Origin of the sequence: Thalassospira sp. B30-1 (assembly GCF_015767575.1) — a bacterium.
Taxonomy (GTDB): Bacteria; Pseudomonadota; Alphaproteobacteria; order Rhodospirillales; family Thalassospiraceae; genus Thalassospira; species Thalassospira xiamenensis.
Genome location: NZ_CP065232.1, coordinates 707,521 through 731,894 on the forward strand (window position 1 = coordinate 707,521; position 24,374 = coordinate 731,894).

The 24,374-nt window shown below is 54.9% G+C and carries 23 protein-coding genes and 1 riboswitch; of the genes, 10 read left to right on the plus strand and 13 right to left on the minus strand.

Annotation, left to right across the window (positions count from 1 at the left end):
• Window positions 1-12: 12 nt before the first annotated feature.
• Entirely contained in the window at window positions 13-357 is a 345-nt protein-coding gene (locus IT971_RS03190; protein WP_037989462.1) for a YbjQ family protein, read from the minus strand.
• Between the two features lie 208 nt (window positions 358-565).
• Here IT971_RS03190 and IT971_RS03195 point away from each other — a divergent pair, with 208 nt between their 5' ends.
• From IT971_RS03195 to cysS, 3 genes are all read left to right on the plus strand, one after another.
• Window positions 566-2,242, plus strand: a complete 1,677-nt coding sequence (locus IT971_RS03195; protein ID WP_037989464.1) for an NAD+ synthase — start codon at window positions 566-568, stop codon at window positions 2,240-2,242.
• Window positions 2,243-2,254: 12 nt separating this feature from the next.
• On the plus strand, window positions 2,255-3,607 hold the full coding sequence (locus IT971_RS03200) for a glutamate--tRNA ligase (protein WP_063095967.1): 1,353 nt from the start codon (window positions 2,255-2,257) through the stop codon (window positions 3,605-3,607).
• 66 nt (window positions 3,608-3,673) lie between these two features.
• The gene (gene cysS / locus IT971_RS03205; protein WP_063095970.1) at window positions 3,674-5,053 is read left to right on the plus strand and encodes a cysteine--tRNA ligase; all 1,380 of its coding nucleotides are present in this window, start codon (window positions 3,674-3,676) and stop codon (window positions 5,051-5,053) included.
• 57 nt (window positions 5,054-5,110) lie between these two features.
• On the opposite strand, the gene IT971_RS03210 is transcribed toward cysS, so the two are convergent.
• On the minus strand, window positions 5,111-5,506 hold the full coding sequence (locus IT971_RS03210) for a carboxymuconolactone decarboxylase family protein (protein WP_063095972.1): 396 nt from the start codon (window positions 5,504-5,506) through the stop codon (window positions 5,111-5,113).
• Window positions 5,507-5,535: 29 nt separating this feature from the next.
• Window positions 5,536-5,901 carry a MerR family transcriptional regulator gene (locus IT971_RS03215; RefSeq protein WP_063095974.1) on the minus strand — a complete coding sequence of 122 codons (366 nt, stop codon included), beginning with the start codon at window positions 5,899-5,901 and terminating at the stop codon, window positions 5,536-5,538.
• Between the two features lie 171 nt (window positions 5,902-6,072).
• On the opposite strand from IT971_RS03215, the gene IT971_RS03220 reads away from it, so the two are divergent.
• Window positions 6,073-7,011 carry an aldo/keto reductase gene (locus IT971_RS03220; protein ID WP_063095976.1) on the plus strand — a complete coding sequence of 313 codons (939 nt, stop codon included), beginning with the start codon at window positions 6,073-6,075 and terminating at the stop codon, window positions 7,009-7,011.
• Complete coding sequence (locus IT971_RS03225; protein WP_063095978.1) at window positions 7,011-7,718, plus strand: DUF6064 family protein; 708 nt, start codon at window positions 7,011-7,013, stop codon at window positions 7,716-7,718. The genes IT971_RS03220 and IT971_RS03225 overlap by 1 nt, the downstream gene beginning before the upstream one ends.
• On the opposite strand, the gene IT971_RS03230 is transcribed toward IT971_RS03225, so the two are convergent.
• From IT971_RS03230 to IT971_RS03240, 3 genes are all read right to left on the minus strand, one after another.
• Entirely contained in the window at window positions 7,715-8,368 is a 654-nt protein-coding gene (locus IT971_RS03230; protein ID WP_063095980.1) for a LysE family translocator, read from the minus strand. The genes IT971_RS03225 and IT971_RS03230 overlap by 4 nt on opposite strands.
• Before the next feature lie 146 nt (window positions 8,369-8,514).
• Window positions 8,515-9,201 carry a DsbA family oxidoreductase gene (locus IT971_RS03235; protein WP_063095982.1) on the minus strand — a complete coding sequence of 229 codons (687 nt, stop codon included), beginning with the start codon at window positions 9,199-9,201 and terminating at the stop codon, window positions 8,515-8,517.
• 228 nt (window positions 9,202-9,429) lie between these two features.
• Window positions 9,430-9,690, minus strand: coding sequence for a hypothetical protein (locus tag IT971_RS03240; protein WP_037989561.1), 261 nt, complete (start codon window positions 9,688-9,690; stop codon window positions 9,430-9,432).
• Window positions 9,691-9,973: 283 nt separating this feature from the next.
• Here IT971_RS03240 and cimA point away from each other — a divergent pair, with 283 nt between their 5' ends.
• Entirely contained in the window at window positions 9,974-11,587 is a 1,614-nt protein-coding gene (gene cimA, locus IT971_RS03245; RefSeq protein WP_037989562.1) for a citramalate synthase, read from the plus strand.
• A gap of 58 nt (window positions 11,588-11,645) precedes the next feature.
• On the opposite strand, the gene IT971_RS03250 is transcribed toward cimA, so the two are convergent.
• The 5 genes from IT971_RS03250 to IT971_RS03270 form a co-directional block, all read right to left on the minus strand.
• A complete protein-coding gene (locus tag IT971_RS03250) occupies window positions 11,646-12,152 on the minus strand; it encodes a hypothetical protein (RefSeq protein ID WP_007091295.1) in 507 nt (168 codons plus the stop codon).
• A gap of 4 nt (window positions 12,153-12,156) precedes the next feature.
• On the minus strand, window positions 12,157-13,395 hold the full coding sequence (locus IT971_RS03255; RefSeq protein WP_063095984.1) for an agmatinase family protein: 1,239 nt from the start codon (window positions 13,393-13,395) through the stop codon (window positions 12,157-12,159).
• Window positions 13,396-13,450: 55 nt separating this feature from the next.
• Complete coding sequence (locus IT971_RS03260) at window positions 13,451-14,269, minus strand: ABC transporter ATP-binding protein (protein ID WP_007091297.1); 819 nt, start codon at window positions 14,267-14,269, stop codon at window positions 13,451-13,453.
• Window positions 14,269-15,090: an ABC transporter permease gene (locus IT971_RS03265; RefSeq protein ID WP_063095986.1), complete on the minus strand. Its 822-nt coding sequence runs from the start codon at window positions 15,088-15,090 to the stop codon at window positions 14,269-14,271. The genes IT971_RS03260 and IT971_RS03265 overlap by 1 nt, the downstream gene beginning before the upstream one ends.
• 165 nt (window positions 15,091-15,255) lie before the next feature.
• Complete coding sequence (locus IT971_RS03270; protein WP_063095988.1) at window positions 15,256-16,326, minus strand: putative urea ABC transporter substrate-binding protein; 1,071 nt, start codon at window positions 16,324-16,326, stop codon at window positions 15,256-15,258.
• Between the two features lie 106 nt (window positions 16,327-16,432).
• Window positions 16,433-16,540: riboswitch (guanidine-I (ykkC/yxkD leader) on the minus strand.
• A gap of 298 nt (window positions 16,541-16,838) precedes the next feature.
• On the opposite strand from IT971_RS03270, the gene IT971_RS03275 reads away from it, so the two are divergent.
• The 4 genes from IT971_RS03275 to IT971_RS03290 all read left to right on the plus strand — a co-directional run bounded on the left by IT971_RS03275 (window position 16,839) and on the right by IT971_RS03290 (window position 21,490).
• Window positions 16,839-17,630: an RNA methyltransferase gene (locus IT971_RS03275; protein WP_082822610.1), complete on the plus strand. Its 792-nt coding sequence runs from the start codon at window positions 16,839-16,841 to the stop codon at window positions 17,628-17,630.
• Window positions 17,631-17,944: 314 nt separating this feature from the next.
• Window positions 17,945-20,044, plus strand: a complete 2,100-nt coding sequence (locus tag IT971_RS03280) for a methyl-accepting chemotaxis protein (protein WP_063094777.1) — start codon at window positions 17,945-17,947, stop codon at window positions 20,042-20,044.
• Between the two features lie 216 nt (window positions 20,045-20,260).
• A complete protein-coding gene (gene rpsD / locus IT971_RS03285) occupies window positions 20,261-20,878 on the plus strand; it encodes a 30S ribosomal protein S4 (RefSeq protein WP_007091302.1) in 618 nt (205 codons plus the stop codon).
• A gap of 201 nt (window positions 20,879-21,079) precedes the next feature.
• Window positions 21,080-21,490 carry a YbhB/YbcL family Raf kinase inhibitor-like protein gene (locus tag IT971_RS03290; protein WP_196871107.1) on the plus strand — a complete coding sequence of 137 codons (411 nt, stop codon included), beginning with the start codon at window positions 21,080-21,082 and terminating at the stop codon, window positions 21,488-21,490.
• Window positions 21,491-21,574: 84 nt separating this feature from the next.
• Here the strand turns inward: IT971_RS03290 and IT971_RS03295 are convergent, their stop codons facing one another.
• Together IT971_RS03295 and grxD are read right to left on the minus strand one after the other, a co-directional pair.
• Window positions 21,575-23,776 carry a mechanosensitive ion channel family protein gene (locus IT971_RS03295; protein ID WP_063094775.1) on the minus strand — a complete coding sequence of 734 codons (2,202 nt, stop codon included), beginning with the start codon at window positions 23,774-23,776 and terminating at the stop codon, window positions 21,575-21,577.
• A 206-nt stretch (window positions 23,777-23,982) separates the two neighbouring features.
• Complete coding sequence (gene grxD, locus IT971_RS03300; protein WP_007091305.1) at window positions 23,983-24,318, minus strand: Grx4 family monothiol glutaredoxin; 336 nt, start codon at window positions 24,316-24,318, stop codon at window positions 23,983-23,985.
• Window positions 24,319-24,374 lie beyond the last annotated feature (56 nt).

Below are 24,374 nucleotides of genomic sequence, written 5' to 3' on the forward strand. Positions count from 1 at the left end.
AGACTCCGGGGATTATTTCAGGCGAACAGCCGTGCCATAGGCAAAGATTTCAGCCGCCTTGTATGCGACCTGCGATGTGGAAAAATGCACATCAACAACCGCATCGGCATCCATCACACCGGCCTGTTTGACCAGACGTTCGAGGGCCTCGGTCTGGGCCTGTTCTAGAAGGCGGGTATAAGAACGCACTTCGCCGCCAAACAGGTTTTTGAAAAAGGCAAAAATATCAAACAGGAAGCTTCGGCTGCGAACTGAACTGCCAAATACGATGCCCAGATTTTCGCTGATTTCACGGCCCGGAATATGGGATATTGTCACGACCGGCAATTCTGCCACCGTGTTTTGGTTTTTCGTCATTGGTTTGCTCGTCTCAAATTATTGTTTTTGGTGCCGATTTTTCGGCTGGCGCAATAAAGCCACTTTGCGAACGTATTGCAAGCGATTATCAAGTGACGGTGAATGAAGTTGCGGTGACAGTGCAAAAATACGGCATTGTTGCCGATGCAGTGCTGCTATCGCGCATTCGGCAATTGACACCAAACCGGACGCCTCCTATTCCAACATCATGACAAATATGCTTGCCATCGCGATTGCCCAGCTTAACCCCATTGTCGGCGACGTTGCCGGGAATGCCGAGAAAGTTGTGGCTGCCTGGGAAACTGCGGCCGATCAGGGCGCGGATATTGTCCTTTATTCCGAACTGGTTCTGTCGGGCTATCCGCCCGAGGATCTGGTGATGAAGCCTGCCTTCATGCGCCATCTGCGTCATGCGGTCGAAGATATCTGCGAACGCACCAGGTCGCGCAAAAACGGCCCGGCCTTGTTGTTAACGACACCGTGGGATATTGACGGGGAACGCTTTAACGCGGTTCTTCTGATCGATCAGGGCAAGATCGAAACGGTGCGGGCAAAAAACGACCTGCCGAATTATGGCGTGTTTGATGAAAAACGCGTGTTCAGTGCCGGACCGATGCCCGACGTCGTGTCATTCCGGGGGGTAACACTTGGTGTGCCGATCTGCGAGGACGTTTGGACGCCAAAGGTTGTTGCCCATCTGCGCGATCGCGGGGCGGAAATTTTCCTGGTGCCGAACGGATCACCGTTTGAGGCCGACAAGGGCGATCTACGCCGTAACCTGATTGCGGATCGGGTGCGTGAAACCGGCGTTCCGATGATTTACTGCAACGAAGTCGGTGGTCAGGACGAACTGGTGTTTGATGGCGGTTCATTTGGCCTTAACGGTGATGGATCACTAGCCGTGGCCCTGCCGGGCTTTGCCGAGGATGTCGCCACCAGCACATGGTCGCGCAGTGAAAATGGTAGCTGGCGGTGCGATGAAAATGCACCAAAGGCCGATTATCCAAGCGGGCTTGATGCAATATACCAGACATTGGTTCTGGGGCTTCGGGATTATGTGAACAAAAACCGGTTCCCGGGTGTTGTGATCGGCATGTCGGGCGGGATTGATAGCGCGCTTTCAGCCGCCATTGCTGTTGATGCGCTGGGATCAGATCGGGTGCGGTTGGTGATGATGCCCTCGCCTTACACGTCGCGCGAAAGCCTTGAAGATGCCAAACAATGCGCGGGGATGCTGAAAACCGGGATTGAAAGCATCAATATCGGGCCTGCCATGGATGCATTCGAACAGATGCTTGCCCCGGCATTCGAAGGCCGCGACCCGGATATTACCGAAGAAAACATTCAGGCCCGTTCGCGCGGGATCATCCTGATGGGGCTTTCAAACAAGTTCGGCGATATGGTTCTGACGACGGGCAACAAGTCGGAAATGTCGGTTGGCTATGCCACGCTGTATGGTGACATGTGCGGTGGCTATTCGGTTTTGAAAGATCTTTATAAAACAACGGTGTTTGCGCTTTGCCATTGGCGCAATGCCCATCATCCGGTGGGCGCACTTGGCCCGGACGGCGTCGTGATCCCGGAACGGATCATTACCAAGCCGCCATCAGCCGAATTGCGCCCGGATCAGAAAGACGAAGATAGCCTGCCGCCTTATGACGTTCTTGATGATATCCTTCATCAGATGATTGAAGGCGAACAGTCTGTTTCCGAGATTGTGCAAAGCGGCCATGACGAGGCTACGGTACGCCGGGTCTGGCGATTGCTTGACCGGGCGGAATATAAACGCCGACAGGCACCGCCCGGGGTCAAGATCACGCCGCGTGCCTTTGGCCGCGACCGCCGCTATCCGATTACCAACGGTTTCACGAATTTAGTGACCTGAAAAAAGTTTGAAATGACAAAACCTGTCCTGCGATTTGCGCCCAGCCCGACCGGGCTTCTCCATGTCGGTAACGCCCGCGTTGCCATGATGAACTGGCTTTATGCCCGGAAACATGGTGGCGAGTTCATCCTGCGCTTTGACGATACCGATCCGGTCCGTTCCAAAGACGAATATGTTGATGCGATCCGCGAAGACCTGAAATGGCTTGGCATCGACTGGGACCGCGAAGAACGTCAAAGCCTGCGACAGGATAAATATGACGCGGCGATTGATGACCTGAAATCGCGCAACATGCTTTATCCGTGCTATGAAACCGAAGGCGAACTTAACTGGAAACGCAAGGCCGCCCGCCAGCGTCACCAGCCGTTTATCTATGACCGCAAGGCATTGACGCTTTCGGATGATGAAATTGCCCATCTTGAGGCCGAGGGCCGCAAACCGCATTGGCGCTTCCTTCTGACGGATGGCGTGGTTGAATGGGATGACCTGACGCGCGGGATTTGTACGTTTGACACCGAACATGTGTCCGACCCGGTTCTGATCCGCGAAGACGGATCGCTGCTTTATATGCTGGGTTCGGTTGTTGATGATCTTGAAATGGGTGTTACCCATATCATTCGCGGCGAAGACCATGTGACCAACACGGTATCGCAGATCCTGCTTTACATGGCGATGGGCGGTAAGCCCGGTGCGCTTGAATTTGCTCATATGCCGCTTTTGGCGGGGCCGGGTGGATCGCAGTTGTCGAAACGTCTTGGCAGCCTTTCGCTGCGTGAACTGCGCAATGACGGGTTCGAGGTTGCATCACTTGTCGGTCTTCTGAGTGGGCTTGGCGCATCGGACAAAATCGAACCGGCGACGCTTACCGAAGTGCTTGGGAAATTCGATCTGTCGCATTATGGCCGTTCGACCCCGAAATTCGATCCGGCGGAACTGGCCAGCCTGAACGAAAAAGTCATTCATGACATGTCGTTTGAAACGGCAAAGCCAAAGCTTGACGCCCTTGGTTTGGGCGATGCGCCGGAAGAATTCTGGAACGCGGTGCGCGGCAATTGCTGGCGCGTGGCAGAAGCAGTTGAATGGTGGGATGTGATCACCAAACAGGTTATTCCGCAGATCGATGATGCCGATGCGGAATTTTTAAAGCAGGCGGCCGATATGCTGCCCGAAGGCGACCTTGACACAACCAGCTGGAAAGCATGGACCGGTGCGATCAAGGATGCGACCGGCCGCAAGGGCAAGGATCTTTTCATGCCGCTTCGCAAGGCGTTGACGGGGCGTGAACATGGCCCGGAAATGTCGGCGATGCTGGTTCTGATCGGACGTGAAAAGGCGTGTGAGCGGCTTTGTGGAAAGGCGGTCTAAGGCAAACAGCTTTGACCGCCGGAAATACCCGCAAACCCGAAAACACAAGCCATATGGACCGAAAACATGACCAAGACCACATTGCGTATCTATGACACCTTAAGCCGCGAAAAGCAGGTGTTCGAGCCGATCGATGCCAACCATGTCCGGCTTTATGTCTGCGGCCCGACGGTTTATGACTATGCCCATGTCGGCAATGCACGGCCTGTTGTGGTGTTTGATACGCTGGTGCGTGTGTTGCGCCATATCTATCCAAACGTGACCTATGTGCGCAACGTGACCGACGTTGATGACAAGATCAACGAACGCGCCCGCCAAAGTGGCGAGCCGATTTCGGAAATCACCAAACGCACCCATCAGGCATATCTGGATGATATGGGCGCGCTTAATGCCGCCAAGCCCGATATCGAACCGCGTGCGACCGAACATATCGCCGAAATGATCGCGATGTGCGAAAGCCTGATCGAACAGGGCTTTGCCTATGCCGCCGAGGGGCATGTGCTGTTTTCGGTCGGCCAGTATGAAGAATATGGCAAACTGTCGCGTCGCGACCGCAAGGAAATGATCGCCGGTGCCCGGGTTGAAGTCGCGCCTTATAAAAAGGACCCGGCGGACTTTGTGCTTTGGAAACCGTCCGATTACGAGACGCCGGGCTGGCAAAGCCCATGGGGTCGCGGACGTCCGGGTTGGCATATTGAATGCTCTGCCATGTCTACGCGCTATCTGGGCGAGAATTTCGATATTCATGGCGGCGGATCGGATCTGGTCTTCCCGCACCATGAAAACGAAATCGCGCAAAGCTGCTGCGCGAACAAGGGATCCAGCTACGCCAAATACTGGATGCATAACGGCCATCTGATGGTCGAAGGTGAAAAGATGTCCAAGTCGCTTGGCAACTTTGTCACTGTGCATGAATTGCTCGAAAGCTGGCCGGGCGAGGCGATCCGGCTTGCGATGCTGGGAACCCATTATCATCAGCCGATCAACTGGACCGAAGAAAACCTGCGTCAGGCCAAAGAGGCCTTGGACCGGTTCTATACCGCCCTTCGTCAGACCACTGATATCGAACCGGAAAACACTCCGGTGCCGGAATCGGTCCTGAATGCGCTGTGTGATGATCTTAATACGCCGCTGGCGATTGCGGAATTCCATGAACTGGTGACCGAACTGAACAAGGCGACCAAGAAATACGACAAGGCCGAGGCCAAGGGCCGTGTTCTGGCGGCGGCAACGTTGCTGGGTATTCTTGAAAATGATCCGGAAGCCTGGTTCACCGGTTCTGCCGATGAGGACGAGGCCGCCGAGATTGACAGCCTGATCCAGCAGCGTGCCGAAGCGAAGAAAAACCGGGACTTTACCACCGCTGATCAGATCAGAAATGATCTTTTGGCGCGTGGTATCCTGCTTGAAGACTTCAAGGAAGGTACGAGCTGGAAACGCGTTTGATCCGTCGGATTTGAATTGGAAAAGGCACCGCAGGTCTCCCGGCGGTGCCTTTTTACTTTAAGCGTCCATGGCGTCCAATTCGTCAAATAGTTCCTGTGCGCCATTCAGGCCGTTGATCGCGGCGGGAAGACCGCCATAAACCGCCATCTGCCAGATTGCTTCGATGATTTCTTCGCGCGTTGCCCCGGCGGCAAGGCTGTGTCTGATATTGACCTTAAGCTGCGGTGCGGTTTGCCCACCCAGAACCGTCAGGGCGGAAATCGTGCAGAGCTGACGGGTTTTCAGATCAAGGTTGGGCCGCGCGTAATGGCGGCCGTAGGCCCATTCAACGAGGCTTTCGGCAAATCCGGGCACCAGAGCATCGTATTTTTCGGCCAAGGCACCCTCCAGGGGTGGATTAAGACGTGCGACAACATCGCGCCCGGCATCGAGCGCGTTTTTCTGTTCAGCCATAAGGGGTTCCTGCGAGGTTTATTATGGGGTCAGGCCGTTTTCTTGCGGCCGATTTCGTCGTAGTTGGCGATCTTGTAATCAAGCACTTCGAGGGTTTCGGTCAGTTCGGCGATTTTTTTGGCCAATCCGGTCCGATAGATTTCGAGAAGTTCCCGCCGTTCACCAACCGTCTGTTCGCCCTCGCTGCGCAGACGGGCAAACCGCACCCGATCACGGATCGGCATGCCAAGATCCTTGAGGCGTGAAATGAAAGTCAGCCAGTCAAGAATTTCCGGGTCATAGCACCGTCGGCCGCCCGCATCGCGTGACGGTTTGGGCACAAGACCGATTTTTTCGTAATAGCGCAGCGTGTGAATGGGTAAACCGCTTTTGGCCGAGACTTCACCAATCATCATGTCGGTCACCTGTCAGCTTGGGGAACTTTCAAAAGGCTAGCTGCTGGAGTGTACTTTAGGTCAAGCGCGAATTTTTTGCCAGTTTGTGCAACAGCTTGCGGTTGCGTCCGCAGGGTAATCTGACCACCTTCTAAGCTGTGACCGGTTTGAAACGACAATGTTGGGATTGCGATGTTTTTTCTGGGTCGACGGAATTTCCTTCGTGGGGCGACGGCGATTGGCGCAATAGCGGGCCTTGGCGCGATCAAGCCGCTTTGGGCGCAAACGCTTGATAATCGCAAGATCCCCGATGTGATCAAAAAGCCGATCCCGTCCAGTGGTGAAATGATCCCGGCGGTCGGTCTGGGCAGCTGGATCACGTTTAATGTCGGGAATGATCCGGTTTTGCGCGATCAGTGCGCCAATGTCATGCAGGCGTTTTTTGACGGGGGCGGACGCATGATCGACAGCTCGCCGATGTATGGATCATCCCAGGAGGTGATCGGTTACGGGCTTGATAAACTGGGCGCGCGCGACCGGGTATTTTCCACCGACAAGGTTTGGACTTCGGATGATGGTGCCGAACAGATCGCGCAAACATCCGAGCACTGGAACATCGAAAAATTTGACCTGTTGCAGGTTCATAATCTGGTGGGTATCAACGACAACCTGCCGCTTCTGTTTGATATGAAGGATGCCGGACGGCTGCGTTATGTCGGCGTTACGACATCGCATGGCAGGCGAACCGATGATTTGATGGCGGTGATGAAAAACACGCCGATTGATTTCGTGCAGGTGACTTATAACCCGGTGGATCGCAAGGTTGAGGATTACCTTTTACCGCTGGCCGAGGAACGCGGCATTGCCGTGATCGTCAATCGACCGTTTCGCGGTGGCAGTCTGATTGACCGCTTAGAAGGTGAAAAGCTTCCCGATTTTGCCGCCGAGATCGAGGCAAAAAGCTGGGCGCAGCTGATCCTGAAATATCTGATATCTCACTCGGCGGTAACCTGCCCGATCCCGGCAACCACGCAACCGATGCACGCCATGGAAAACATGCAGGCCGCCACCGGCCCGATGCCCGATGACGACATGCGCCAACGTATTGCTGCCGTGATCGGGGGCCTGTGATGAGCGAATGGTGGAGCTACAGTCTGGCAGATTTTCTGCTGTTTTCGCCGCGCGTTTATTACCGGCTGTTTGAAACGCTGAATACCACGTGGTGGCTGGCGGTGAGTGCCGCACTGGTCGCGGGGATGATCACATTTGGTCTTTCCATCCGGCATGGCAATCGCGGCAACCGGGTGGCGCTTGTTCTGCTGGCGATGATCTGGGGCTGGGTGAGTGCGGGCTTCCTTTGGTATTATTACCAGCCGATCAACTGGATAATCCCGTATTTCATTCCGGCCTTTATTACCGAGGCATTGTTGATGGTGATGTTTGCCGCGCGCCGGATGCCTTTGCGATTTGGCTGGCGCGGTGATTTTTCCTGCATTGCCGGGGTAGTGATGATCGCGATTGCGATTTTCGTCTATCCCTTTGTCGGCTTGATCGAAGGACGCGACCTGATACAGGCGGAACTGTTTGGCAGTGCTGCCGATCCGACGGTCATCGGGACGCTTGGCTTTATCCTGCTGGCGCGCGGGTCGTGGCGCTGGATTTTATTGCCTGTGCCGATGGCGTGGTGTGTACTGGCGAGCGGCACATTGTGGGTGATGGATCAGGATATCGCGCTGCTGCCATTGATTGCGGTCTGGCTGACAGTGCTTGGTGGCTGGATGGATCAGAAGAACGGTGTCACCCGCCGGTCATTGCTTGATGCTGGCGCGGATGACTAGCGCCCGGCAAGCAGGCGAATGCCAACCGCGGCAAAGAACACGCCAAGCAAACCATTAATCCAGCGCGCCGCGCGGCGATAAAGCGAAATGGCTGGTGCGGTCGAAAAGGCGGTGGCATAGGCGAAATGCACAAGTGTTGAAATCGTGCCGCAGCCGATTACGATCACCCACCCCACCCAAATCGGTGTGCCATCGGCAAAGCCGATGGAGATGATGGCAATCCATGTCAGAATTGCCTTGGGATTGGTCAGGTGAAGACCGAGTCCCCGGCCGAAATACCCGACCGGCGAGATGGCTTTGTCGTCGCGCGCAATGGCATCACTGGCCGGTTGCACAGGGCGGAACGCAGAACGAAAGGCTTTGAAAGCCATCCACAAAAGATAAATCCCGCCGGCAATACGAATGACGGTCATGGCATCAGCCCAGCTTGCCAGAAGGGCAGAAAGGCCGGTCAGGGTCAGAATGCCAATGCAAAGCGATCCGGCCCCGATCCCGATGGCAAAGCAATGACCCGCACGGCGCCCGCGTTCAAGTGAGACCCCCATCAGACCCAGCAAGGCAGGGCCGGGGCTGATCAGGCCCATCAGAAGGGCCGCGTAGGCCAGAAATATTCCCGGCAGATAAGGGGCGATATCGGCAAAGTCGATCATAGGGCGATCCTTTGTCAAACATGGTGGCAAACATGCCGTGGTGGCGGCATGAAAACTGTACGCCCCGGTTGTGGTTCTGTCGAGAATGCAAAAGCCCCGGTGCGAGAGGCAACCGGGGCTTTGGATGATCATATCCGATGACGGTATCAGTCGTCAAAAATGACTTCGTCGTCGGCAACCTCGACCTGACGGGCGATTTCGGACAAGGCCTGTTCGAAAACCTCGGGCGGATGGCCGCCGGAAATGGCGTATTTACCGTTCACGACATAGGTTGGAACCGATGAAATACCGGCATTGCGGAATTCTTCTTCTTCGGCGCGGACTTCCTTGGCGAACATATCGCTGCCAAGAATTTCGACTGCCTTTTCCGGTGAAAGGCCAACTTCCTCGGCGGCGCGTTTAAGAACACCGTGTTCGCCGGGGTTTTCGCCCTCCTGAAAATAGGCGCGGAACAGGGCCAGTTTCAGTTCGGTCTGTTTGCCTTCTTTGCCCGCCCAATAGAGCATCCGGTGCGCATCAAAGGTATTGTAGATGCGGCTGTCGGAGCTAAAGCGGATGTCAAAGCCGACATTCTCGCCCATCATCGAAATACGGTCGCGGTTTTCCGCACTTTGATCCGGGGTCAGACCGTATTTTTCCTTGATATGTTCTGACAAGTTCTGCCCTTCCGGACCCATATCTGGATTCAGTTCAAACGGGTGCCAGCGCAGCTTGATGTCGACCTGACCGTCAAGGCGTTCCATCGCCTGTTCAAGGTTTTTATAGCCGATGATGCACCAGGGGCAGACAACGTCGGAGACGATATCGATCTGCATCGGGATGCCGTTGCTCATGAATTGTGCCTTGTCTTATGAATATCTGGATGGCCCAGACATAAGCGCTATGGAGCCAAACGCAAGGAAAGATATGCAGGGCGGCAAAAGAAACGGCCTGTCCGGGGGAGACAGGCCGTCATATGTGCAACAACTCGGCGGGGGGAGGTCGATCAACGATCTAATCCGAGTTTCGGGGTGTGCACGTGGGACGCTTCTGATGGCAGCGCGGCCAACAGGGTGCGAATTTCAATCCATGCCTTCGATATTCTGGCGACGGGCGTTGTCGACCATATATTCGGCAAAGGTTTCAAGAGTGGGACAGGACCAGTCAGCCGCCATTTTCTCGCCGTCGCGTTCCCATTGACCGTACCACCGGTCATCAGGTTCGAGAAAAATCGTATAGGCGGCGAAACGGTCAGACGCCGTCCAGCTGTTTTTGCCAGCACGGTGCCATGTCAGACCCGCAAGCAGCATAACGTCAAAATCTTCGGCGGCTTTTAATGCCATTTTGGTGTCCCCATCCATGTGAAGCCCGAAGAAATGGGGGGGGTGTATTCCCGGTCGCCTCACAATGTATGGTAGAGTTAATCACTACTACCATACCTTTACAACCATTCAGGGGGACAGGTTTGCTATCCTAAAGGTGGGTAATTACGCGATTTCGGGCAAAAAGCAGCGCATAATTGGCATGTCTTGTAATGCGGTTGCGTAAATGACGGTTTTGCGGCAATTTGCCAGACCGCCCGGCAAGCGCCGGAACAAGACAAGATCGATCAGTTTTGGAATGAATATGTCAGACAAGCGCGTCTATCTATACGACAGTACCTTGCGCGACGGGCAACAGACCCAGGGCGTGGATTTTTCGGCAGCGGACAAAACCGCAATTGCCAAGGCGCTGGACGAGCTGTCGATTGACTATATTGAAGGCGGCTGGCCCGGGGCAAACCCCACCGATGACGCATTCTTTGCCAATCCGCCGAAACTTAAAAATTCGAAACTGACCGCCTTTGGCATGACACGACGCGCAGGGCGTTCGGCATCCAATGATCCGGGGCTGACAACGTTGGCCCAAAGCGCGCCGATTGTTTGCATGGTCGGAAAAAGCTGGGATTTTCAGGTGACCGAGGCGCTCGGGATTGAGCTTTCGGAGAACCTTGCGATGATTTCGGAATCCATCGCACATCTGAAAAGCCAGGTTTCCGAGGTCATGTTCGATGCCGAGCATTTCTTTGACGGCTACAAGGCCAATCGCGACTACGCCCTTGCCGCGATCAAGGCGGCCTATGAGGCCGGTGCGCGCTGGGTTGTCCTTTGCGATACCAATGGCGGCACCCTGCCTGATGAGATTTTCGACATTGTCACCGATGTCTGCACCCATGTGCCGGGCGGAAATGTCGGCATTCACTGCCATAACGACACCGAGAATGCGGTGGCGAACTCGTTGGCGGCGGTCCGGGCCGGTGTGCGCCAGGTGCAGGGTACGTTGAATGGTCTGGGCGAGCGTTGCGGCAATGCCAACCTGATTTCGATCATCCCGACCCTGATGCTGAAGATGGGATATGACGTCGGCATTTCGCATGAACAACTGACCCATCTGCGCCGTATTTCGCACATTCTTGATGAACGGCTTAACCGCGAACCGACCCGTCAGGCGGCCTATGTCGGGGATAGCGCCTTTGCGCACAAGGGTGGGTTGCATGTTTCAGCCGTGGAAAAGAACCCGGCCTGTTACGAGCATATCGAGCCGGAGCTTGTAGGAAACCAGCGTCATATCCTTGTGTCGGATCAGGCGGGGCGTTCAAATATTCTGGCCCGGTTCCGCGAAATCGGGGTCGAGGTTGATCCGAAATCCGATGCGGTCGGCAAGCTTGTCGAAGCGGTCAAGCAACGCGAATTTGATGGTTATGCCTATGACGGTGCCGAAGCCAGTTTTGAACTTCTGGCGCGCAAGGCATTGGGTGAGCTTGACCGTTATTTCCGTGTGACATCCTTCCGCGTGATTGACGAACGCCGCTGGGTGGACGAGCAGGACGAACAGGTCATCACCATGTCCGAGGCCACTGTCAAGGTTGTGGTCGGCGATGGACAGTTCATGTCGGTGGCAGAGGGCAACGGTCCGGTCAACGCGCTTGATGCCGCATTGCGCAAGGTGCTTCTGACCGTGCCGGAATATGTCGAAGCCGTGCAGCAGATCGAACTGATCGACTATAAGGTCCGCATCATAACGCGTGGCGACGGTACGCGCGCGGTCACCCGCGTCATGATCGAAAGCCGCGATGCCGAAGGCAACAGTTGGTCAACGGTGGGGGTTTCCACCAACATTATCGAGGCGTCCTATAACGCGCTTCGGGATTCGATCACCTATAAACTGTTCAAATCCGGCGTACGCAGCCAGCATGCGTGACGGTTGGTTCAGGCGATAAAATGGCAAAGGGCGCGTTTTGATCCGCGCCCTTTGACGTTTAGATTTGATGGTGATGCGGGTGGTCATGACTTTGATCGTGATGATCGTGTCCATGTTTGTGCCCATGCCCAAAGCGTGCGGCCATGAAGCTTAGCAGGTCGATATCGGCCCGTTCGGTCATCGACACATAGGTGAATGTCATGGTTTCGCGTTCCTCGATCATGCTGCCGGGGAACGGCAGATAAGCCAGTTCGCGGGTAGCAAAGGCCGGGCAGGCGGTGCCGATTTGCCAGTTGGTTGTGATTTTGGCATCGACCAGATGCATGGTCAGGCCATCCTTGCCGATCTTTTGAAACGGGATATCGGCAAGGCGAAGGTAGCTTGCCTTGTCATCGGCTTTGCGGAAGCCTTCGACGAAGCTTGAGGACAGGACCTGTAATTCCTCGGCATGGTCGGCGTCGCTTTGGCCGTGGACATGGGAATGCAGGTGATCGTGGTCCGGGGCGTGATTATGCCCCGGTCCGTGAGAATGGTTGTGGCCGTTATCGTGATGATCATGGGGCATCTGGTTACTCCACATCCGGGCCGGCGGGGATGGTGACCGGTTTGTCGATGATGCCGCGATGCGATCCCATTTTGCCATGTGACACCAGTGTACCCAGCACATCGACAATCACGCGCGTTGCCAGCAGGGCGGTAATGTCCGAGCAATCATAGGGCGGCGAAACTTCAACGACTTCAAGGCCGCAAATTCCCTCTGCCGCGACAAGCGATACAAGCTCCAATGCCTCGCGCGGCAGGAAACCGCCAGGTTCGGGCCAACCGGTACCCGGAACGAACCCGCAATCGACACTGTCGATATCAAACGAGATATAGACCGCATCTGCATCCTTCCATGCCAGTTCAAGCGCGCGCGCGGCGGTTTCGGCAAGGCCAAGTTCCTCGACATCGCGCATGGTGAAGATGTTGGTATTGCGATTGCGTGCAACTTCGACCCCTTCGCGCGGCACCTGCCAGCCGCCAATGCCGACCTGCACAAGGTTCACCGCCGGAACATTGACCAGATCGGTGGCATGGAACCACGGCGTGGTGTGCATGCGTTCATCAAGGTCTTTTTCCTGAATGTCGATATGGCGGTCGAAATGCACGATGCCGATACGTTTGGATGTGCATTGCGCAATGCCACGCACGCACGGGAAACCGATGGAATGATCGCCGCCGATCATGATCGGCAGTGCGCCACTGGATGCAACGTGGCTGACCGCGCGCGTAATCTGATCAAAGGTTTTTTCGATATTGGCCGGGATGGTGAAAACATCACCTACATCGCAAAGCGTCATCTGTTCGCGAAGATCGACCCCCATTTCATAGTTATAGGGCGTGTAAAGGGCGGATATCTTGCGAACCCCCTGCGGGCCGAAACGCGTGCCGGGGCGGTATGTCGTGCCGCCATCAAACGGGATGCCTATAACCGCCGCGTCATAGGCACCGACCTTGGTGACGTCTTCGATATAGGGTGCCTTCAGAAACGTGTTGATCCCGGCATAATGGGGCAGTTCGCCCCGGGCAAAGGTCGGGATCGATTTATCGGTCAGGCAATCCGAGCCGGTCAAACCCATGCGAAGCGCCCACTGCTTTTCCTTTTCCCAAGCGGCAGATGGCAGCAAGGCTTCTTTTTCCGCCGATTTCCAACCACGCAATTGCAGCTTGTCGAAATTCGGGTGGTGGTGACGGGTTGCGGCGGGGGAGGGCAATGTTCCGGCCACGCGATGTCGGCGGACATTTTGGGGGGCAAAGAAATCGCGCATAGTTGTTTCCTTCGGGTTGCGTCAGTCTTTGTTGGGGTGGCTTTCGGGTTTGAAATCAGGGAACCGGCGCGGTCGCCATCAGGGCGGCCGAGAAATTCATGCCGTCGGTTTCATCGGTTTCGCCATTGGCACCGGGAAGCGGTGCGGCAGACAGGTCAATCGGCAGGTCGTATGTGATGGTCGCGCCATAGGCTTCTGGCGCGTGCGGATCATCGCGCAACTTGTCAAATACCAGCATCCGGGTGCCGAGTTTGAAGGCCTCGTGGATGTCGTGCGTGACCATGAAGATCGTCATGTCATGCGCCTTCCACAGGTCCAGCAGCAATTCATGCATGTCATTGCGAATACCCGGATCAAGCGCGCCAAATGGCTCGTCCAGCAGCAGCACGCTGGGTTTCATTGTCAGGGCCTGAGCAATGGCAAGGCGTTGCTGCATGCCGCCCGAAAGCTGACTTGGATATTTGTTGGCCGCTGGTGACAGGCCGATGGTTTCAAGTAGTTCGGCAACATCATCGCGGGCCTTCTTGCGCGCGCGACCAAACAGGCGCCCGGTCAGTTTGCGGGCGGCAAATTCCGCGCCGATCATGAGGTTTTCAGCAACGGTCAGATGCGGAAAAACCGAATAGCGTTGAAAGACAATGCCGCGATCAGGGGTGGGTTGTTGCGGCAGTGGTGCGCCATCCATCAGGATATCGCCGCTGCTTGGCAGCTCCTGGGACAGCAGCATGCGTAAAAAGGTCGATTTGCCACAGCCCGATGCCCCGACCAGCGTGCAAAAAGCCCCGGCTTCGATATCCAGATTGATGCGTTCAAGCACCGGATATTCGCCGTAAGACTTGGTCAGGTTGCGGATCATGAATTTCGGGTCGCGCATCACAGGCTATCCCCCGAAAGGTGGTTCCAAGGGAAAGCCTTGCGCGATGCCATCAACAGCAACCGGTCAAGAATAAAGGCCAGAAGCGTGATCCAAGCGACATAAGGCAGGATCACATCCATCGCGAGGTAACGACGCACCAGAAAGATGCGATAGCCAAGGCCGCTGGTTGATGCGATGGCCTCGGCGGAAATCAGGAAAATCCATGCCGGGACAAGGCCAAGCCGGATGGCAGTGATCAGTTTTGGCATGACTTGCGGCAAAACCACACGCGTGATCATTTGCCAGGTCGAGGCGCCCAGCGTTTCAGCCTTGATGATCAGTTCGCGCGGGATATCCATCACCGCCTGCGCGATTGTCCTGATCATGACCGGGGCGGTGCCAATCGCGATCAGCATTACCTTGGAAGTCTCGCCCAATCCGAAAATGATGAACAGGATCGGCAGGATGGTGATTGGAGGGATCAGGGACAGGGTGGCGACAAAGGGTGCCAGACCGCGCCTGATATGCGGAATGAAGCCGATGGAAATGCCAAGCCCGATGGCAAGCAGGGTGGAAATGAAAATGCCGACCGCAAGGCGCGACAGGCTATCGATCGTATCAAGCCACAGAAGGTAATCGCCCGACCGTTTGTCGGCCTCGAACCCCATGCGCCAGATCGCATCCCCCATACTGCCAAGCGACGGCAAAAGCTTGTCGGCCGGATTATCGATCCGGCGCAGATGGCTTGCGATGGCATAGGCCCCGATCAAAAGCGCAAACGGGATCGAGCCCAGCAATATGGCTGCACGCCGGGAAAGGGTGCGATTGATGATACGCATGGCCGTCACCTTGCAATTGCAAAAACGGGGCAGTGGTCAAGACGGGCAAAAATCTGAAAGGTCGGCCATCCGAACCTGATGCAACTGGTGCAACGAATGTTACAAGGCCGGATGGCCGACAGAGTTAATCAGCGAAGCGCTTGGTGGCGTGGCTAATACACGGTTTTAAAGCTCGCCCTTGGTGGCCATCTCCATATAGGTCGTGTCAAATTTCAGCTTCACATTGGTGCTATCGCCATAGATGCTGCCATCCGGGAAGCTGACGCCGACGAATTCCGGGCTTGGTGCGCCTTCACCAAGGATGCCCTTGTCGAACAGGAATTCGGCGACGAATTTCATGGTTTCGGAAAGCTCGGCCGATTTGGTGAATTCAACCGCCTTGTCCGGGGTAAAGAACATCGCCGTGCTGGCAAGCTGGGCATCGTATCCGGCAAGATCGGTGCCTGATGCTTCGGCCATCGCGGTGCGTGCGGCAATGCCTTCGTCGGTGTCGGATGCCATGATGCCCATCAATTCATACCATGCGCCAACCAGTGCCTTGCCGAATGCTGGATTGTCGGCAAGGGTTTCGGTGTTGACCATCATGATATCGATGATTTCGCCGGGGATACCCGCACTATCAAAGACGAGTGTCGCGTTATCGTTGGCGGCAATTTCCGACAGAAGCGGATTCCATGTCACGACCGATGTCACATCGTCAGTGGCATAGGTCGCGATCATGTCGGCGTCGGATGTATTCACGACCGTGACGTCCTGTTCGGACAGGCCGACCTTTTCAAGTGCACGCGCCAGCAGGTAATGGGAGACGGAAAGTTCAACCAGATTGACGTTTTGCCCCTTGATGGCGGCAAGGTCAGTTGCGTTTTTCAGGATGATGCCGTCATTGCCGTTGGAATAATCGCCAACAATCAGGGCGGTGGTATCAATCCCGCCACCGGCCGGGATCGAAAGCGCGTCCATATTGGTCATTGAGCAGCCGTCATATTCGCCAGCGGTGTATTGATTGATCGATTCAACGTAATCGTTGATCTGCACGATATCGACCGAGATGTCGTATTTGTCGGCCCATTTTTTCATGATGCCGCTATCCTGCAGATACCCCCACGGCATCCAGCCGACATAGATCGACCAGCAGACTTTGAAATCGGACTTTTGTTCGGCGTGGGCGGGTAGGGAAGCCAAAGAGGCAGAAAGGACGGCGGCAAACGAAAGTGTTTTGAAAAACGTCTTTAACATGTGTGCGCTCCTGCTTGTTTTGCGGATCACTTCGGATCAGTCAATTCAAGAAAGGCTCTTGCACACAAACCGGGAGAAGGCTTGTGCGCGACAAACCTGTGCAGTTGTCTCCCGGGATTTTGGCCCGCCGTGTCACCAGCCTGTGAAACTCTGGCTGGCTTGCGCCTCTTGGACCAGCATTCCTTTCGGAACCGGAACCCTAGGCGCGCTGCACACTCAAACAGAAGCAATGCATATGCCAGTCACCTGAAATACGTCTTTGGATGTTGGTAATGCTATGGAAATAAAGGATAATACTGATGTTAGTGACGCTGCCTGTTGCGCGAAATGCATATATGCAGCCTGCAATTTTTGATTAAAAAATAACCATAAAAATAAATATGATCAAAAATAATGCATCTTCCGTGCGTGTAATGTGTGCTGGCATCGTGCATTGGCTTTTGGTAAAGAAACGCCAATATTGACGGGCATGCCCGCACTTTACCCCATGCAAAGACCGGAGAATTCAAGCGATGAGCGACGTCGCAGACGCGGCTATGCCGGATGGCGCAAGACCCGAAACCGGCGGTATCGCCAATCCGCCTGTCATCATCCTGATCGAACCGCAGCTTGGCGATAATATCGGCAAGGCGGCGCGCGCCATGCTCAATTGCGGTTTGGTTGACTTGCGCCTTGTGCGGCCGCGTGATGGCTGGCCCAATGACAGGGCAACCGCGAATGCGTCGGGGGCTGATATTGTCATCGACAATACCAAGGTGTTCGAGCGCGAAGAAGATGCGCTTGCGGATCTGAACCGGGTTTATGTGACGACCGCGCGGACGCGCGACGCGATCAAGCCGGTTTTTACCCCAAAGGGACTGGCACCTGAAATGCGCGCCAATGTCGCGCAGGGGGAAAAGGTCGGCGTGATGTTCGGGCCGGAACGCACCGGTGTGCGCAACGAACATATTTCGATGGCCGATGCGGTCGTGACAGTGCCGCTGAACCCGGGCTTCACATCGCTTAACCTTGCGCAGGCTGTGCTGCTGATCGGGTATGAATGGTGGCAGGCCGGTGTCGATGTGCCCGATTACCAGATGATGATGAACGATACCTTCCCGGCAACCCGGGACGAGTTGGATCGTTTGTTCGAACATCTCGAGGCGGAACTGGATAATTCCGGTTTCTTCCGGGTCGAGGCAAAACGCCCGAATATGGCACGCAATATCCGCAATATTTTCAACCGCGCCAACCTGACCCACCAGGAAGTTCAGACACTTCGCGGCATGATCGTCGCGATGCGGGGCGGTAAGCACAAGCCATAGCTGCATGTCTGCTTCTGCGCAGATTGGTACACAACACCCGCCGATTTTGGCGGGTGTTGTTGTTTGGGGTGCTTTCAGTATTCAGCCGACAGCTTGGTGCTGCCCCGTGAGCCACGACCGGCTTTGTGTGAATTTTTTTAGACAAATGTAATAATGTAAGGCGATTTGTAATTGTAGTTACAAAATTATCCGTGACATCGCCTGTTTTCCCGACCTATCCTTGAGTCTGGGATTCATAACACAATCTTATAAGAGATGGGTCACCCGGACGGGGGTTCAGAGGTTTCTCAAATGTTTGAGCATTGGGGTGGGGTATGAAGGGATTTCTAAATCTTTCGGTCAAGGTTCAGCTGCTGATTTCGATGGCGGCACTTGCGTTTTCTGCGGTTGCGGTGGTTTTGCTGGTTACGCAATCTTCGTCATTTGATGCCATTCACAAGGTATCGGTCGAACAGGCGCGCGAACAGGCTTATCGATATGCCAATTCGGTTTCGGAGGAATTGAATATTCCGGCGGAAGCCGTTCGTTCGACAGCCTCGGCGCTAAAAGGCATGGTTGCGGCAGGTAAGCCTGACCGCGAAGTTGCCGGTGAAATCATTTCCGAATTACTGCGCCAGCATCCCGGAATTGTCGGCAGTGGAACGGTGTGGGAACCGAACGCCTTTGACGGTGCCGATAGCAGCAACGCCAATGTGGCAGGCAGCGATGATGCCGGTCGGTTTGTGCCCTATTTCTATCGTGATGCATCGGGCAAGATCGCGTTTGAGCCGCTGATCGGGTTTGAAACGCCGGGGGATGGCGATTGGTGGTTGGTTCCCCGTGACGAACGACGTGAAACCATTGTCGAACCTTATGTCTATCCCGTGAACAATGTCGACGTGTTAATGACAACCATCAGTGCGCCGGTATTTGAGGGGGAACCGGGCAGTAAGGTGATTGGCGGCGTAACCGTCGATCTGGCGCTTGAAACGCTGCAGGGCATTATCGACCAGATTGCCTTGCCCGAGAGTGGTATGGCTACCCTGATTTCAGAAGGGGGCTATGTTGTCGCACACAGTGCCAAGGATCGGGTTGGCCAGAATATCAGCGATATTGATCCGGCACTGGCACCGGTCCTGGAAAGTATTGGCAAAGGTGAGGCTTTTGGCCGTGAAATGAAGCTCGGTGCCGATAGTGCGTCTTACTATGTCACCTTTACACCGATATCGATTGGCAAAACGGGTACGAACTGGGCATTGGGTACGGCGATCCCGATGAAAGCTATTCTGGCAGAGGCAAATAACCAGCTTTATATCGCCCTCGTCGTGGCGGCTGTTGCGGTTCTTGCGGTTGCGATTATCGCTTTTTGGCTTGGCGGTGCGTTGGGGCGTCCGGTGTTGCGGATGACCGAACGGATGAATGCGCTGGCGCAGAATGATGTCGATGTCGAGATTCCCTATACCGACCGTTCGAACGAGTTTGGCCGCATGGCACAGGCCGTTGCGGTGTTTCGGGAAAATGCCGTGCGTGTTCGCAATGCCGAGGCCGAAAAACTTAAAGCCGATCATGTGGCCGAGGAAAGGCGCCGTACCCAGTTGAACCAGCTTGCAGACTCGTTTGAAAGTTCTGTTGGAGGAGTGGTCGGCTCGGTGAGCAATGCTGCGGATCGTCTGTCGTCGTCTTCCGGGGTCATGAACCAGATCGCTGTTGACACGCGATCACAGGCCGCAGCGGTGAATGCAGCAGCCGAAGAAGCATCCAATAATGTACAGACTGTGGCTTCCGCGACCGAGGAGCTGTCTGCGTCGATCCGTGAAATTTCGTCGCAGGTTGCGCAATCAAACGAGATTGCGGGCAATGCCGTAGAAGAAGCCAATAGAACAAACCAGTTGATCGGTGGTCTTGCCGATGCGGCGGAAAAGATCGGCGATGTTGTAACCTTGATTCAGGATATTGCGTCGCAGACAAATCTTCTGGCGCTGAATGCGACAATCGAGGCTGCGCGTGCCGGGGATGCCGGCAAGGGCTTTGCAGTTGTCGCAAATGAGGTCAAGAATCTTGCCAGTCAGACCGCGCGTGCAACAGACGATATTTCCGGTCAGATCGGCGGTATTCAGGGGGCAACCAGGGATGCGGTCGAGGCAATTGGCGGGATCACTGAAACCATCGGTCGCATCAGCGAAATCGCATCGACGATTGCGGCCGCTGTTGAACAGCAGGGGGCGGCGACCGAAGAAATCGCGCGCAACGTCGGGCAGGCGGCACAGGGCACGACCGAGGTTACGTCAACGATCGGACAAGTGACGGCATCGACCGGCAAAGTTGGCGAATCTGCAAGTGATGTTGCAAGTGCTGCTGAGGAACTGACCGGGCAGGCTGCAAGCTTGCGTCAGCAGGTCGAGCAATTCCTGCGAGATATTCGGGCAGGCGTCTGATTTTGCATTGAAAATCGGCTAAACGGTTATCAGGGGCACTCGGGTTGGGAAACCTGGGTGCCTTTTCGTTTGACTCTGCGGTCTTGATCTCTATATTGCGCCTCACTTCCGAGAAAGTGGGGCGAAACAGGTGTTTTCGTCCCCGTTCCTGTTTGGGTTAACCGAAACAGGAAACTATCGGGACAATAAAGTGATCTTAAAAAAGAGAGTTACAAAATGTCGAAACGTATTGCTGCAAAGCATAAGATTGACCGCCGCCTTGGCGTGAACCTTTGGGGCCGTGCAAAATCGCCGCTGAACAAGCGCGAATATGCACCGGGCATGCACGGCGCGACCCGCCGTAAAAAGCCGACCGATTACGGCACCCAGCTGTTCGCCAAACAGCAGCTTAAAGGCTATTACGGTTCCATCTCCGAGAAACAGTTCCTGCGTTACTACAAAGAAGCATCGCGTCGTCCGGGCGATACTTCCGAAACGCTGGTCGGTATTCTCGAGACCCGTCTTGATGCCGTTATCTACCGCATGAAATTCGTTCCGACCGTGTTCGCAGCGCGTCAGTTCGTTAACCACGGCCACATTCTTGTCAACGGCAAGAAAGTCACCATTCCTTCTTACCTCGTTAAAGAAGGCGACGTTGTTGAAGTCAAACCGGCTTCGCGCGAAATCCCGATGGTTATGGAAGCTGCCAACCTGAACGAACGCGACGTTCCGGAATATCTCGACGTTGACGCGAAGGCCTTCAAAGGCACCTTCGTTCGCGTTCCGAAATTCGCAGAAATCCCGTACCCGGTTCAGATGCAGCCGAACCTGGTCGTCGAATTCTACTCGCGTTAATCCTTATCGGATTTCGCGAAGACGAACACAAAACGCCCGCTGGAAACAGCGGGCGTTTTTTGTTTTGCTGATGCGTTATCTGAGCAGGTGTTGGTTTGCTTCAAGTTGCATTCTACTCTTGAGGGCGGGTTGACACCTTTGCCTGCTTCCTGAATGCTGATCTGTGCTCTTTATGTATATTTTCAGGTTGAGGATGAAGTTATGAAGATATTGAAAATGGCAGCGATTGTTGGGCTGTCTGTGCTCGGGTTAACTGGCTGCCAAACAACAAAAGAGGCTGCAAATATGGTTGCTTTGGATGTGTCATTCGATTGGCATGGGACTTCCGCCTGCTCCACCAAGCCGCCTGCGTTTGTTATTTCAAACATTCCTGCTGATACAGCATCACTCCGCTTTAAAATGGTTGATCTTGACGTTCCAACCTACAATCACGGAGGAGGGACGATCGATTATTCTGGTTCCAATAAAATTCCTGCAGGTGCCTTTTCCTATAAAGGGCCGTGTCCCCCGAGCGGATCGCATGACTACCGCTTTACCGTCACGGCTTTGAATGCCGATGGCAGCATGATTTTGGGTAAAGGCGAAGAAACCCAGGCATTTCCACCCAAGTAAGTCAAATTGTCTTACTTTGGGCATCAAGCTCTGTAATCTCGAACTTCCGAGCCATTCGGTTCGGAAGTTCGTTTTGGGAATGGATCAAGCAGATGGCTTGTTAACCTGTTCGTATGCCTGCTCGGCGGCGGCAATCGCTTCTTTCTTCTGTTCCGGTGTGGCGTCGTCCGGCACATCGACCTTCACATTGCGCGAGGCCATCTGGATGCCGTTTTCCTTGAACATCGCCAGAACGCTTTGATAGACGGTTTTGCGGATGGTGAATTGTTCGCCGGGCTTGGCGGTATATTTAAGCCCGATCACCATGTTGAATTCTTCCATCCGGCGCACGCCCTGAGATTTCAGTGGCTCGATAAAGCTGTCACCGATCAGCGGGTCTTCAAGCAGTTCGGCAGACAGCCTTTTGACCAGCTTCTTGATCTTGTTGACGTCGGTTTCAAACGGCACACGGAATTCAAGTTTGACGATCACCCAGTCGCGGCTGTGATTGATGATCGATTTGATTGCGCCAAAGGGCACGGTTTGCAGGGGGCCACGATGATGGCGCAACTGCATCGACCGGATCGAGATATTTTCAACCCGTCCGCGCAGATTATCGACTTCGATATATTCGCCAAGCCGGAAGGCATCATCAAGCAGGAAGAAAACCCCCGCGACAACGTCGCGTACGAGCGCCTGACTGCCAAAGCCGATGGCAAGGCCAACAACGCCAGCACCGGCAATCAGCGGGCCGATATCAACCCCAAGGGCGGACAATGTCACCATCACCACCATGATGACGATGACGGTCAGCGCGAAGTTTTTCAAAAGCGGTAACAGGGTTTCAATCCGCGATAATCCGGTGCCGCCCCCTTCGCCGTCGCCATGTCCGCCGCCCGCGCCGCTTTGGCTCATGCGCTCGTCAAGGAACGCCTTGATCAGGGACCAGACCAGATCGGCGATCAGCAGGATCATGATGATCTCGGTCGAGGCATCAAGCGCACGCGCGATGATCCCGGCATCTTCGGCAAGCGCAAGTCGATCAAATCCCCAGATACGCCAGAAACTGGCAAGAACAAAGACGATGGCAAGTAACCGCACACCGCGTTTCAGAACCGGGGTAAAGACCGGAAGGTCCGGCTGAACAGGTTTGAATTCTTCCCCGGCTTCAATTGTCGCTGCTTCGGCGCGGGCATTGATGGCATCTGCTTTGGTCTCGGCCATTCTGGATTTTTTGCGATGCTGGCTTTCGATGATGCTGCGTAAAATCACATCAAACAGGCAGGCAATGCCAATCGCCAGCAGGAACTTCATGAAACGGTCTGCCGCCAGAATGGTCGTCGCGCCGAGTGCCACCAGATAGGCGCAAACAATGACGGGCCATAAACGGGCAAGCGATACGGGCAGGGCAATCTTTTCAACTGTGCCCGTGAGTCGGTGAGTGGCGAAATAACGCGCCAGCGAAACCGTCGCGATGCAAAACGCCAGAACACTGATCACGACCGCGATATCAAAAAGAATGATGTCGCCATGGACCATTGCCGGTGACTGCCGGAAAACCCCGGCCAGTGCAAAGGCAAATAATGACACGCCACTTGCGATGGTGATGGTACGTGCCAGTGTCGCTGCGGTCTGCGGATCGACATCGATCATCCGAAGGCCTTCAGCCTGCGGCGCAAACAGGAATTGCAGCACGATCATGACAAGACGCAGAGCAAAGAACGCGGCGAGCATCGACAGAAGCGCTCCCTTCATCAGGGGCGGCCAGTCAAAAATCATGAAAGCACCGATTGAGCCGATGGCAAAGACCGTCAAAGACAGCAGCGACAGGACGGATAAAAGCACCATCTGACGCAGTCGGTCGAAAAATCGGGTGGGGTGTTGTGCTTCAAGATAACTACAGAGCGGGGCAGCAGCCCGGCGATACAGAAATTCGACGATCAATCCGACACCGACAAAGATCACGGTAAACAGCGCAAGGCGCATCAGCCCCCTGCGGCCGATATCTGATGACAGAAAATCGCCGGTTTGTGCCATTTCATCGGGAAAGGTTTCAAGGCCGGTAATCGTATCTGCAATCTGTTCGCGGGTTCGCGCCACCCCGGCATCAAGGAAGTCGTAATAGCTGAAGGTCGTTTCAGCCGTATCGGACAAGGCATCATCGGACGGATCGGTTGTTTCCGTGGTCTGTTCTTCGTTTTGAGCGGCCATTGTAGCCAAGGCAGGCTGTGCATGTGCCCAGTCTGGCATACCCGTCACAAGCAGCCAGAGGCCGAAACACATCAGGATCTTTGTTGTGATTTTCATAATGTCCCGCCCAAAGCCCTGTTCGTAAAAACGAATTCCTTTTTGCAAGCATGGTACAGCCAAACAGGGGTGTTAAGGAATGGTTTTACAGCATCGACCCATATGCATGCAGGGATTGAGGCAATAAAAAACGCGCCGGGCATCTGCGCGGCGCGTTTTAAATCATCGGGTGTCAGACCGGTTCGGGTTTGCGTCATCCGCCTTGATCAGGCAGCGACAGCAACGCCCTTGTCTTTGAGGTGCTGGGCCAGTTCGCCCGAGGCATACATTTCACGAACGATGTCGCAACCGCCAACGAATTCGCCTTTGACGTAAAGCTGCGGAATGGTCGGCCAGTTCGAGAAGTCCTTGATGCCCTGACGGATTGCCGGGTCGACCAGAACGTTGATGTCCTTGAAAGGCGCGCCGAGTTCGGCAAGGACCTGAACGACTGCGGCCGAGAAACCGCATTGCGGGAACATCGAGGTGCCCTTCATGAACAGAACGACGTCGTTGTCGTTGATGTCTTTCTGGATGCGATCAAAAACCGGATTGTCGGTCATGTTGGTTGTCCTTGGCTGCAAAGGCGGCGATCTCTCTGCCGCGATATTTCAGGTTA